The 12,031-nt window shown below is 39.7% G+C and carries 16 protein-coding genes; 4 read left to right on the top strand and 12 right to left on the bottom strand.

The annotated features are described in order from the left end of the window. Positions 1 to 16 precede the first annotated feature (16 nt). Together ISP07_RS17025 and ISP07_RS17020 are read left to right on the top strand one after the other, a co-directional pair. Positions 17 to 1,222 carry an EAL domain-containing protein gene (locus tag ISP07_RS17025; RefSeq protein WP_209328329.1) on the top strand — a complete coding sequence of 402 codons (1,206 nt, stop codon included), beginning with the start codon at positions 17 to 19 and terminating at the stop codon, positions 1,220 to 1,222. Positions 1,223 to 1,248: 26 nt separating this feature from the next. Continuing rightward, positions 1,249 to 2,472, top strand: a complete 1,224-nt coding sequence (locus ISP07_RS17020; RefSeq protein WP_209328328.1) for a response regulator — start codon at positions 1,249 to 1,251, stop codon at positions 2,470 to 2,472. A gap of 49 nt (positions 2,473 to 2,521) precedes the next feature. On the opposite strand, the gene ISP07_RS17015 is transcribed toward ISP07_RS17020, so the two are convergent. Both ISP07_RS17015 and hutH read right to left on the bottom strand, forming a co-directional pair. Next, a complete protein-coding gene (locus ISP07_RS17015) occupies positions 2,522 to 4,522 on the bottom strand; it encodes a urocanate hydratase (RefSeq protein WP_209328327.1) in 2,001 nt (666 codons plus the stop codon). A 10-nt stretch (positions 4,523 to 4,532) separates the two neighbouring features. Beyond that, positions 4,533 to 6,026 carry a histidine ammonia-lyase gene (hutH, locus tag ISP07_RS17010; protein ID WP_209328326.1) on the bottom strand — a complete coding sequence of 498 codons (1,494 nt, stop codon included), beginning with the start codon at positions 6,024 to 6,026 and terminating at the stop codon, positions 4,533 to 4,535. Between the two features lie 120 nt (positions 6,027 to 6,146). On the opposite strand from hutH, the gene ISP07_RS17005 reads away from it, so the two are divergent. Beyond that, a complete protein-coding gene (locus ISP07_RS17005) occupies positions 6,147 to 7,043 on the top strand; it encodes a LysR family transcriptional regulator (RefSeq protein ID WP_209328325.1) in 897 nt (298 codons plus the stop codon). On the opposite strand, the gene ISP07_RS17000 is transcribed toward ISP07_RS17005, so the two are convergent. From ISP07_RS17000 to ISP07_RS16970, 7 genes are all read right to left on the bottom strand, one after another. Beyond that, positions 7,021 to 7,428 (bottom strand): DoxX-like family protein, encoded by a 408-nt coding sequence (locus ISP07_RS17000; protein ID WP_209328324.1) that lies wholly within the window; start codon positions 7,426 to 7,428, stop codon positions 7,021 to 7,023. The genes ISP07_RS17005 and ISP07_RS17000 overlap by 23 nt on opposite strands. 49 nt (positions 7,429 to 7,477) lie before the next feature. Beyond that, entirely contained in the window at positions 7,478 to 7,894 is a 417-nt protein-coding gene (locus tag ISP07_RS16995; RefSeq protein ID WP_138599969.1) for a DUF805 domain-containing protein, read from the bottom strand. A gap of 186 nt (positions 7,895 to 8,080) precedes the next feature. Further along, positions 8,081 to 8,608 carry a DUF4240 domain-containing protein gene (locus tag ISP07_RS16990; RefSeq protein WP_054552086.1) on the bottom strand — a complete coding sequence of 176 codons (528 nt, stop codon included), beginning with the start codon at positions 8,606 to 8,608 and terminating at the stop codon, positions 8,081 to 8,083. Continuing rightward, positions 8,605 to 8,799: a YwbE family protein gene (locus ISP07_RS16985; RefSeq protein ID WP_036971837.1), complete on the bottom strand. Its 195-nt coding sequence runs from the start codon at positions 8,797 to 8,799 to the stop codon at positions 8,605 to 8,607. The genes ISP07_RS16990 and ISP07_RS16985 overlap by 4 nt, the downstream gene beginning before the upstream one ends. 59 nt (positions 8,800 to 8,858) lie before the next feature. Continuing rightward, entirely contained in the window at positions 8,859 to 9,308 is a 450-nt protein-coding gene (locus ISP07_RS16980) for a hypothetical protein (protein WP_209328323.1), read from the bottom strand. Positions 9,309 to 9,310: 2 nt separating this feature from the next. Next, the gene (locus ISP07_RS16975; RefSeq protein ID WP_209328322.1) at positions 9,311 to 9,583 is read right to left on the bottom strand and encodes a hypothetical protein; all 273 of its coding nucleotides are present in this window, start codon (positions 9,581 to 9,583) and stop codon (positions 9,311 to 9,313) included. Then, positions 9,576 to 9,782, bottom strand: a complete 207-nt coding sequence (locus ISP07_RS16970; RefSeq protein WP_209328321.1) for a hypothetical protein — start codon at positions 9,780 to 9,782, stop codon at positions 9,576 to 9,578. The genes ISP07_RS16975 and ISP07_RS16970 overlap by 8 nt, the downstream gene beginning before the upstream one ends. Before the next feature lie 88 nt (positions 9,783 to 9,870). Between ISP07_RS16970 and ISP07_RS16965 the strand changes: the two genes are divergently transcribed. Next, a complete protein-coding gene (locus ISP07_RS16965) occupies positions 9,871 to 10,677 on the top strand; it encodes an ion transporter (RefSeq protein ID WP_209328391.1) in 807 nt (268 codons plus the stop codon). Positions 10,678 to 10,940: 263 nt separating this feature from the next. On the opposite strand, the gene ISP07_RS16960 is transcribed toward ISP07_RS16965, so the two are convergent. From ISP07_RS16960 to ISP07_RS20785, 3 genes are all read right to left on the bottom strand, one after another. Continuing rightward, positions 10,941 to 11,228, bottom strand: coding sequence for a hypothetical protein (locus ISP07_RS16960; RefSeq protein ID WP_187491129.1), 288 nt, complete (start codon positions 11,226 to 11,228; stop codon positions 10,941 to 10,943). A gap of 6 nt (positions 11,229 to 11,234) precedes the next feature. Continuing rightward, the gene (locus ISP07_RS16955; protein ID WP_209328320.1) at positions 11,235 to 11,615 is read right to left on the bottom strand and encodes a VOC family protein; all 381 of its coding nucleotides are present in this window, start codon (positions 11,613 to 11,615) and stop codon (positions 11,235 to 11,237) included. Between the two features lie 330 nt (positions 11,616 to 11,945). After that, positions 11,946 to 12,026: an IS3 family transposase gene (locus ISP07_RS20785; protein ID WP_420706869.1), complete on the bottom strand. Its 81-nt coding sequence runs from the start codon at positions 12,024 to 12,026 to the stop codon at positions 11,946 to 11,948. Positions 12,027 to 12,031 lie beyond the last annotated feature (5 nt).

Genomic DNA, 12,031 nt, shown 5'->3' with positions numbered 1-12,031 from the left:
CCCAAGGGTAGAACGTATGTTGGAGAATACTCCTTTGATTCTAGCCATAGACGATAGCCAGCTCGTTTTAACACAGTTAGAGTTCTTAATTGCAAATCAAACACCCTGTAATTTCATCGGGTTTGATTGTGGCTTTAAGGCTTTATCAAGCCAAAAACTCCACAAAGCTTCTCTTATTTTGTTAGATATGAATATGCCCTCAATTGATGGTGTTGAAATGCTGAGAAAGCTGAGCGAACTAGATGTTAGGCAGCCGTTAGCTTTATTGAGTGGCGAAAATAGTCTTTTTCTTAAAAATGCCGCCTCGCTCGCATCGCTTCATGGGTTAAATATAATCTCATGCATTGAAAAGCCTTTATCTGTTAGTAAGCTAGCTGATTTATATAAAAAACTTTACCAATTTAATGAAACTCCCCCGTCACAAAAGAAAGGTGTTACTTATTCCAATGAAGAAGTAGTCAGCGCGCTTTATAAAAACGAATATCTCGCTTACTTACAGCCTAAGGTATGTAGTAAAACTGAGAAGATTATTGGTGTTGAGACGCTTGCAAGGTGGAATCACCCAGAAAACGGGATTGTTTCACCCTTTTACTTTATTGAAACACTAGAAAATGAAAATCACACAGCTGAGCTTACAGAACAGCTCTTAAAACAAACTGTCAATTTGTGGTCAATCAACAGGACGCTATTATCAGGGTTACCATTTAGTTTTAATATTAGTGCCAATGAACTAAGTGATATTAACCTCCCTGAAAAACTTGAGCACATTTGTTCCGATGCCTCTATACCGACTTCACAGATCACCCTAGAGCTTACTGAAAGCAATATTATTAACAATATACGTTCTTCATTAGACGTTCTGTTAAGGTTTAAATTAAAAGGCTTTAAATTATCAATTGATGATTTTGGCACAGGCTATTCTTCAATGAAGCAACTCAATGAACTCCCCTTTGATGAACTAAAGATAGATCGTTGTTTTGTTAATGGCTGTGCCGATGATACAAGTAAAAAAGCAATCGTAGTCAGTACCTGTGAAATGGCACATAAACTAGGCCTCGATATTGTTGCCGAAGGCGTTGAAAAATTAGAAGATCTTCTTTTATTAAAAAGCCTAGGTGTAAAGGCAATTCAAGGGTTTTATTACTTTAAGCCATGTTCACAAACTGAGTTTTTACAACTTTTTCAGCATCAAAAAGTAGTATCCTGCTCAAGTTCTCTTTAATACGACTAATCAATGAGCCATAATTAATGCAAAAAAAAGTCGACCATGCGCAACGACGCCCATTAGTCATCATTTTATGTGACAAAGCTTCAGAGTTAACTGGAGCGGTTGAAGTGCTTTCTTCACAAGTTGATGAATTTAGAACTTTAGTAGAGCATAAAGATGCCGAAGAAGTGATCGCAACAACAGAGCCAAAGCTTATTATTCTTGCACGAGAGACCGTTTCAAAAAGCATTGAAAGTTATAAGCTACTTGCTGAAGCAGGCCTTTTAAATTACCCCCATGAGAATATCCTTCTGTGCGAAAATAAAGAGTCAGGAATTGCCTTCAAATGCTGTATTAAAGGTATTTTTTCGGATTATTTCGTTTATAAACCCATGTATGAAAACTATCGCTTAAAAATGATTTTGCACAAAGCATTAAAGCGAACGCAGAGCAAAACAGAGGTAAAAAAGCTCAGAGATGAACATTTTGGTAAAATTGACGATGAATTAAAATGCCTAATTGATGAAGCCGCAAACTATCACAGCAAAGCCTCTGTAACTTTAAATGACGCTCGTGAAAAACTGAATAACCAAAAAGGCATAAATGCATTACAAGAACAATTGCTGCAAGATTTACAAAAAGAGCATCTCGCACCTTTGATTGACTCTCTAGAATCTCAACTTGAAACAGTGGCCGATGAACTTAAAAAACGATTAAAAGAAAAGCGCTTTTCACTTGCTGAACTTTCTGCACTGTTAAACGAAAAAGATAACTCTGAAACTACAGAAGTAGTACAAGAATCAAAAAATAAGGCTCCTAAAGATAGCCTTAATCACTCTAGCAGTTCAACTGAGCAACAACAGATACAGCCAAGTAATACGCAAACCAAAAACGTAGTGAAAATCATGGTTGTAGAAGATAACGAATTTTACCGAGAAATGGTGTCTAGAATATTAATGAGTGAAGGATATCAAGTTGTACCTGTAGAAAGCGGACTAGACGCTATCAAAATTCTAAAAAAAGAACGTTTTTCTATGGTTTTATTGGATTTATTTATGCCCAATTTAGATGGTTACAACACAACCAAAAATATACGCAATATCCCAAATTGTAAGAACTTACCCGTTGTTGCAATTAGCGCCAATAAAAACAAAGACATCATCCGTAAATGGGCCTCTCTTGGCTTAACTGCCTATATTACAAAGCCATCTACAAAATCTTCTTTATTAAAAGCAGTCGATAAAGCCTTACAGAAAACAATATAACCAGCTCGGTGTTGAAAACATTGAGCTGGTTAATTGATTTAAACAGAAGCTAGAAATCTAAGTTTGATAAAACGTCATCATCAACGTTATTAGATAAGGTCACTTTAAGTTTAGGGGTACGCGCCATTTCACGTTTAATCGCAAAATTGGCTTCTTCGTTGCGCGCCCAACTACGACGAGCAATACCGTTGTTTACATCAAATAAGAGCATAGACTTCAAACGACGCTCGGCAGCTTCACTACCGTCTAGTAGCATACCAAAACCGCCGTTGATCACTTCGCCCCAGCCTACACCGCCACCATTGTGAATAGATACCCAAGTAGCACCACGGAAACCATCACCAATTACATTGTGAATCGCCATATCTGCTGTGAAGCGGCTACCATCATAAATGTTTGATGTTTCACGGAAAGGTGAATCAGTACCACTTACATCATGGTGGTCACGCCCAAGAACAACCGGACCAATTTCGCCACGATTAATAGCATCATTAAACGCTTTAGCAATTTCAGCGCGGCCTTGTGCGTCGGCATATAAAATACGAGCTTGCGAACCAACAACCAGTTTGTTTTGCTTCGCATCTTTGATCCATGTGATGTTGTCTTGCATTTGCTGTTGGATCTCTTCAGGCGAGTCCGCCATGATTTTATTTAAAACCTCTGCAGCAATCGCATCTGTTTTATCAAGATCTTCTGGTTTACCTGACGTACATACCCAGCGGAATGGGCCAAAACCGTAGTCAAAACACATTGGACCAAGAATATCTTGTACGTAAGATGGGTATTTAAAATCAATCCCATTTTCAGCCATTACATCGCCACCAGCGCGTGATGCTTCTAGCAAGAACGCATTACCGTAATCAAAGAAGTAAGTACCTTTTGCCTTGTGTTTGTTAACAGCATCGGCATGGCGCTTAAGCGTCGCTTGTACTTTTTCTTTAAATACTTCTGGCTCTTCGCGAATTAAACGATTTGACTCTTCATAGCTGATATCAACCGGGTAGTAACCGCCTGACCAAGGGTTGTGAAGTGAAGTTTGGTCTGAACCTAAGTGAATGAAAATATCTTCTGCTAAGAAGCTTTCCCATACATCAACCACGTTACCGATAAAGGCAATTGAAACCACTTCTTCATTTTGCTGTGCCGTACGTACACGCTCAACAAGCTCCGGCATGTTATCAATTAGCTCATCAACCCAACCTTGTTGATGACGCTTAATAGCCGCCTTAGGGTTAACCTCAGCACACACGGTGATACAGTTAGCAATGTTGCCCGCTTTAGGCTGCGCACCACTCATACCGCCTAAACCAGCAGTTAAGAAGATTTTACCTTTTGGTGATTCGCCTTTTTCGAGCACTTTACGGAACGCATTCATTACCGTAATGGTTGTACCGTGAACAATACCTTGTGGGCCAATGTACATAAATGAACCCGCAGTCATTTGACCGTATTGAGTTACACCCAGTGCATTGAATTTTTCCCAGTCATCCGGCTTTGAGTAGTTCGGGATCATCATTCCGTTAGTCACAACCACACGCGGTGCTTCAACTGATGATGGAAATAATCCCATAGGGTGACCCGAATACATGTGTAGCGTTTGGTCTTCTTCCATTTCGCTTAAGTACTTCATGGTTAATAAGTACTGCGCCCAGTTTTGGAATACCGCACCATTACCACCGTAAGTGATAAGCTCTTCAGGGTGCTGTGCTACTGCTGGATCAAGGTTATTGTCGATCATTAACATGATCGCGGCAGCTTGTTCGCATTTAGCCGGGTAATCGCTGATTGAGCGCGCTTTAAGCTCATAGTTAGGCTTAAAGCGATACATATAAATACGGCCAAATTGCTTAAGCTCAGCAGCAAATTCAGCGGCTAATTCTTTGTGCCATTCTTTAGGGAAATAACGCAATGCGTTACGAATCGCTAATTGCTTTTCGTCAGCCGATAAAATGTCTTTACGTTTTGGAGCACGGTTTGCATCACTTGGATACGGTTTTGGCTCTGGCAATATGCTTGGGATACCTTGCTTAATTTGTTCTTGAAAAGTCATTATTTACTCCCTAGTTAACTTTAAACGCTTGCGATTTAACAAGTTCTACCATGGCATCAATGTCTGGCTTAAGTAAACGGTCTTCTTCTAGTTTGGTAACTTTGCTACGAATTAGCGCAAAGTTTTCTTCAATGATGTCTGAGCACTTGTTAGGACGTCTAAATTCGATTGCTTGCGCTGCATACATCAGCTCAATTGCAAAGATTTTATCAAGGTTACCTAAAATCTGGTTTAACTTACGACCAGAGATACTACCCATAGATACGTGATCTTCTTGACCCATTGATGTTGGTACGCTGTCTGCTGATGGCGGGAAACACAATGATTTATTTTCTGTTACCAGTGCCGCAGTCACATACTGCGGGATCATCATGCCAGAGTTTAAGCCACCCGATGTCGTTAACAAACGCGGTAAGCCGTGTAAGCCCTCAAGCAATAAGTAACAACGACGATCAGCAATGTTACCAAGCTCTGCCGCTGCGATTGATGCGTAATCTAAAACCATAGCAAGTGGTTGGCCGTGGAAACCACCACCCGAAATAGCTTCTTCTTCGCTGATCACAATTGGGTTATCTGTAACAGAGTTCATTTCTGTTTCAGCAAGCTCTTTTAAGTGGTAATACGCGTTACGTGATGCACCATGGACTTGTGGAATACAACGTAATGAGTAAGGGTCTTGAACACGGTCACAATCAGTGTGTGAAGCCATGTTTTCAGAGCCTGCAAAAAAGCTACGCATGCGCGCTGCAACTTCAACGTTACCTTTAAAAGCACGAATTGCGTGTAACTCTTCACGGAACGGTGATTCGCTACCTTGCATACCTTCAATGCTCATAGCACCTGCGATATCTGCAAGGTCTAATAAGTAACGCATTTTAGTAAGCGCAGTAATGGCATGCGATAAAATAAACTGAGTACCGTTAATTAATGCTAGGCCTTCTTTAGCATGTAAATCTAAAGGCGCTAAACCGTGCTCTTTTAATACGTCTGCTGCTGGCTTGATTGTGTCGTTTACCCAAAACTCACCTTCACCTAAAAGAGGTAAGAATAAGTGTGATAACGGTGCTAAGTCGCCTGATGCGCCTACTGAGCCTTGCTCTGGAACAACTGGGATAATATCAAGTTCAATAAACTTAAGCATACGCTCAACAACGGTTAAACGAATACCTGAAAAACCTTGGCTTAATGCATGTACTTTGGTGATTAGCATCAGCTTTGAAATAGGTTTAGCGATTGGCTCACCCACACCAACAGCGTGTGTGATCAATAAGTTCTTTTGTAAAAGGTTAGTTTCTTCTGGAGAAATTTGTGTATCACATAATGGGCCAAAGCCCGTATTGATACCATAAATGGCTTTATCTGAGGCAGCCATTTTGTCTACGTTTTGGCGGCTTTTATTAATTTTATTAATTGCTTCTTGGCAAAGCTCTGCCTGTAACGTACCGGCTGCAATAGCATTAACGCTGTCTAACGTTAACTGGTCAACACCATACTTAAATGTCATTTATAACTCCTAAAGAACAGGATTAAGTTTTATTTAGATGGAGTCTAGCTTGCTCTAGTTGTTTTACAAATGCATAATTATCGTTATTCATTCCAGATTTATCGAACTAAAAGAAGAGCTATGCAAGTTCATGACGTAGACCTGCGCTTATTGCGCGTTTTTGTAGCAATTGTTGAGTGTGGCGGGCTTTCAGCCGCAGAGTCACGTTTGAATATTGGCCGCTCCACCATTAGTGCGCATTTATCAGATTTAGAAGTAAGGCTTGGCATTAAATTATGTAAACGTGGCCGCAGTGGTTTTGAAATAACAGACGCTGGCGCCATCACTTATCAGGCATCGATTGAGCTACTTCAGCAATGCGAAGCCTTTGCTAATACCGTAGCAAGCTCTAAAAACGAGTTATCGGGGCGTTTAAGTATTGCCATGATAGATACCATGGTCAGCGACCCACGTTGTGCTATTCCCCGCGTAATCGCAAAGTTAAAGGGCAAAGGTAAAAACATTCAGTTCGATATTAATGTGTGCGAGGCACGAGAGGTAGAAACCGCAGTAGCCAATGGCCGTTCATTAGTGGGAATTGGTGTTAGCCGCCATCATATTCGCGGGTTAGATTACACCGCACTACACAATGAAACTAACTTTTTGTATTGCGCAGTCGGTCACCCATTATTTAAGTGTGAAGAAAAACAAATAAATGAGCTCATTAAAGAAGCCGAAGTGATTACCAGTAACTACATGCGTGATAAAGAAAGCCGAAACGACGGTTTAAACTATCAAAATAGTGCTGTTGCTTATCATGATGAAGGTATTGCACATTTAATTTTATCGGGTGAGTTTATTGGATATTTACCCGATCACTACGCACAGTTCTGGGTCGATAAAGGTATTTTTAGAGCTATTCAACCGAGTAAATATCACTACGATATTCCTGTGGTATTGATCACCTCAAAAACAAATGCCAGCTCGCCTTTAGCAAATGCCATGATTGACGAAATTAAGCGTTGTTACTCGGTCTAGTGTTTTTGTTTAAAGCTTTTTGCTCTTTAATGAGCACAAGACTAAAGGCGATCATGGCAAGATTTGTGGTCACAGGATTAAACGCTTCGATTAAAAGTGCGGGTTGTAAAACGGCAACAAACAGCATTAGTCCAACTAAAGCGACTATGTTGAGAATATTGATTAAGATTGAACGGTAGAAGATAAAAAACAGTACGGCAAATATAATTTCACCTATGCCAGCTGCTCGGGTGATGAGCGTTGAGATTTCAGCATTGAAGCCAAAACTGGCCGTCATTTTTAATTCAAGAGGAGCAATATGAATTAGTTTTGGCATCAGCCCATGATAAAGCCAACTAAAGCTGATAATAAATCGAGCTATTTGAATCGTTGTTAAATGCTTCATTAGACACGTTTGTTTTGTGTGCTCTGATATCCAGAGCACACAGTAAAGCTTATAAGCTAGTTGGTTTACCGAAACGGTTCTCAGCTTCATCACCTGCTAAAAAGCCATTTTCGATTAACGCCCAAATACCACCAATCAGTGGAACTAAGCCAATCAGCACCCACCAACCTGATTTATTACGGTCGTGCCAGCGTTTAACTTGAACCGCAAGCGAAACCCACATAAGCGGGATATAAAAGATGAGTGTGATTACAGAGATTGCTGTTTCATTACCACCTGTTAATAATGCAACTACGAACATAAAAACAAATGAAGCTACAATAATACCTAAGAAAGAATACCAATAAGTCTTACGAGGAATACGTCCTTTAAAAGAAAATAAGATTTCTTTCATGCTTAAGGTAGTTGTTTCTGTTGACGCTGTAGCAAGGTTTGCTTCTGGTGCTTGATATACGTTTTCTGACACCGTCATTTCCTTTGATATGTGTTAAGCAAACTAACTAAACTTAGCCTGCTGATTTATATTGTTAAATTAGCTGAATATAGCGTGAATAAGATACCACAAAATGATTAAATATAGGTACTAAAAATTTCTGAAAGCTATAGAAAAGTAAGTATTAGCGCATAAAAAAGCACCCTTAGGTGCTTTTAATTAGTTCGGTTGTTGCCAATATTTGGCGTATAAATTTGGATAGGTTTGCTTTAAAAACTTGGCCTTATCTTTAAAGCGTTTACCTTTTGGCTGCTCAAGGCCAGATGGTACAAAGGGTAATTCGTCATCATTACGCTCTTCGTAAAGCATACCGGCAATTAAATCGTACTCATCTAAATACGGGTAAGGCTGTTCGTTTAAATGATAAACAGGCGTACACTCAGCAATTGAGTCTGGGTTTTCAAGCGCTTTCAAAAAAGCCTGTTCACCACGTGAAATAAGCCAACATAAAAACTCAGAAAAACCATAATCGTCGTTACATCCGGCCATCACATATGCAGCGCCAAATAAATCCCAGGTATAAGCTTTACGCATACGTAGGTTAAACTGCTTATCGAACTCCATCAGCTGTTGGTCAGATAAATCAGTAAGCTTTGCTTTTAATGCATTACAAACAGACTCAGGCTCGGCAGTTTTATCTTCGGCAGTCACGAGTTGCCAAAATTCACTTTCGCTTAAAACACTCATGATAAAATCTCTTTCACGCGCCCTACTTGACCATCATCAAGCTGTACTTTAATACCATGCGGGTGATTTGGTGATTTAGTTAAAATACGTGATACCACACCTTGAGTTAACTGACCTGTTCGTTGATCTTGTTTTAATACAATGTTGACTTCGCAGCCAATTGAAATTTGTGAACGCGTAGGCACTGCCATTGCTATATCTCTTTCAATAATTTTTGCCGATTATAGCCATTTGCCGCTGGCTTACCAAATTAAACCTGTTCGATTGGGCTGTTTTTAAGCAGCGCCTTTGGCAATACCTCAATCAAACGTTCAGTGATGGCTTCGGCTTTACCCTTTATTTGAAAGTCATAACCTTGCCCGTTGCCATCTAATATGACAGCTAAATAGTTATCAGCAACTTTCAATTGCGAAATACGACTTAATTCAAGTATCTCTTCTTTTTCGCATTGGTAGTACACCTGCTTAACCGTTAGGCTTGTGTCTGTTGCAGTGATTGTATTACTAAGCGCTGCTTTGGCTGCAAATTTTTCTGTTGAGTAATAAGCCTGCACCACACATGCAATTGCCAAGGTAAAGCAGGTATAAGGTGAAATAGGTAATGAATCAGATTGCAAGCCGTACACGCCTACACCACTAAACAACACAGCAAGAGCTCGATTTAATCTAACCATCTGTTTAGGGTCTAAATTTAAGTACATTATTATTCCTTTAAAAATGAAATTGCTTTTACATTGATAGCTAAATCTTTTGCACTCAATTCTTTGATAATTAGACTGCTAATTAACTGGGTTTGCTCAACGGTTATCGGCAGCTCTTTACAATAACAACTGACTTTTAGTGATTGCGGTAGCTTTTTTAGATCAGCAGTATGCGTTAACCATGAAAATTCGTGTACGTGCTCTTTTGCTTGTTCGCAGGCTTGCGTTAAAGCCTCTCGAATAGCCTTATCTAGGCGCTTTTCAGTTTTAGTCATGTTCTGCTTGTTGTTTTTTAAATTCTTCGTAGCTATCTTGCTGGCGCTTTACACACTCATGGTACTCTTTATCTGCCATATGATTGCATTCACTTAAGCGCGCTGATTGAATTTCATGATAACGGGCATCTGAGCTACACGCTGATAAAACCACAGCAAGCATTGCAATCACGGCTAATTTTAAAGCGTTAAAAAACATTAAATTTCCTTCATGTAGTTATACATTGGTGCTGCAATTTCCTGTATATTGCGTGGGTTTAAATATTACAACCAAAGGGTTCTATATGATGTTGTCGCAGTTACAACAGCTGTTTCAGCGTATCGATAAAAGTAAAATTTTTCAATCATTTGTTATTGCTGTCATTGTTATTTCAGCACTAACTGTGGGGGCACACACCTATTCGTTACATCCAACAGTTGAGCTTGCCTTACATTGGATGGACTTAGGTATCACGGTATTCTTTTTAGTTGAACTGGTGATCCGCTTTATCGCAAGCCGAGGCTTTAAAGACTTTTTCAGCAAAGGTTGGAACATTTTCGATTTTATAATCGTGGTGGGTAGCCTTTACCCTGCAGCAGGCTCAACAATTTTTATCGCTCGATTACTGCGTATTTTCCGCGTGTTGCGACTTGTATCTATGATCCCAGAGCTTAGACTGCTGGTTAACTCGCTTTTAAAAGCCATTCCACAAATGGGCTATATTGCCCTGCTCATGTTCGTGATCTTCTATATTTATGCCGCCATGGGTAGCATGCTGTTTGCTGATATAAATCCAGTACTGTGGGGTGATGTGTCTATTTCGATGCTCACCCTGTTCAGAATCGCCACGTTCGAGGATTGGACCGATGTTATGTATGAAACGATGGCTGTGTATGAACTCAGCTGGATTTTTTATCTAACCTTCATCTTCTTAACGGCCTTTGTATTTTTAAACATGATGGTTGGTGCGATTTTAGAGGTCATGTCTGAAGAGCATCGTAACGCCCGTGAAGAGCAAACATCTGATGCCGACATGCCAGCAACCAAAGGGCAAATTGCTCAGCTACAAGCTGAAATAGCTGAACTAAAACAACTACTGAAAGAAAAGCAGTAAGGTTTTTAGCTATTAGGCGCTAGGACCTAGACCCTAGCGCCTCCAATTTAAAACTTATAAATATCAAGCAGCTCTTTGCAATCTAACTGAACCTGAAAATTTACGATCCAACTCGATAATTTCTTCTTTTATAGCTTTCACTTTCTCTTGAGCAGCTGGATGCTCTAGTAAACCTAATTCAATAATGCTTGTGCATTTATTTATAAATGTTATCTAGCCCACCATTTAACCTCAAAGCACTTGTTTAAATTCATGGGTTACTCTCAAAATAAGCTTGATATCTGGCCTTCTGCTATTTTTGTATGACATATAAACAATTCAATAGGCATACCAATATACATACCTTGATGAGCAGATGAATCCAACACTTCTATAAATATATCAGCAGTTTCTCCATCAAAGAACTCTTTACCCTCTTCAAAAATAAGTCTACAGCTGGTATCAACACGGTTCAAATACGAAATTCGAGTGTAACAACCACTTCCAGTATATCTAAATGCATGAGGGGGGCGATCTAAGAATAAGAATGTAACTTTTGCTGTAATATTCATTACATATCATCCTCTCTTTTCTACCTTCCATGGTGGGTCTAAACGGTTTTCTCCCGCCCAATACAATTTAATTTTATTCCCTGATGGGTCTTTTAGAATTGCTTCCGTCCATAAATAACGCTGGGCAGTAGGTGGCTGTTCAAAGCGAATGCCTTTTTCAACAAGGCTTGCATAGAGCTCATCAAGCTGCTCATGTTCAAAATAAATTACCGCACTATTATTATAATTACCGGTTTCTAATGACAGTGAAAATGTGGCATCACCATCTGGGCATTGAAAGCGTGCGTAATGCGGGGTATCTACAATCTGAATCATTCCTAGTGTTAAGTAAAAAGCCACCGCTTCATTCATATCCTTTACAGGTAACGTCACCTGATTGAGATTCATTTGCTACCCCCATGTAATGCTTTATTCGTTGCTTCAGCATATCGCGTTCATTAAATTAAGCAAAAAATAAGTGACGAGTTAGCGAGTTGCGAGAGTAAAGTTAGCGAGTTACGAGAGCAAAGTTTTTAGGAGGCGTTTCAACGCCGAACAAGTAGCAGCGATTTTACATCGCGTCCTAGAGCCTGACTCCTAGCGCCTAATGTTTTCTTTCGTAGGCGTGAAACTTGTTTCGCGCGTTGTAGGTCGTGCTTTAGCGAGATTGAGGGGAAAGTTACAAGTTACAAGTTACAAGAGTAATGTGATCTGACCCCGATAAAGTAGACACGGGGTTTAATTAAATTGTTCGTACTGCATGGGACTTTTATACCCTAGGGTGCCATGCCTTCTTACTGAGTTGTAGTATTTTTCAATATAAA

Source organism: Pseudoalteromonas sp. PA2MD11, assembly GCF_017808125.1.
Taxonomy (GTDB): Bacteria; Pseudomonadota; Gammaproteobacteria; order Enterobacterales; family Alteromonadaceae; genus Pseudoalteromonas; species Pseudoalteromonas simplex.
This window is presented reverse-complemented; position numbering and strand designations above follow the sequence as displayed.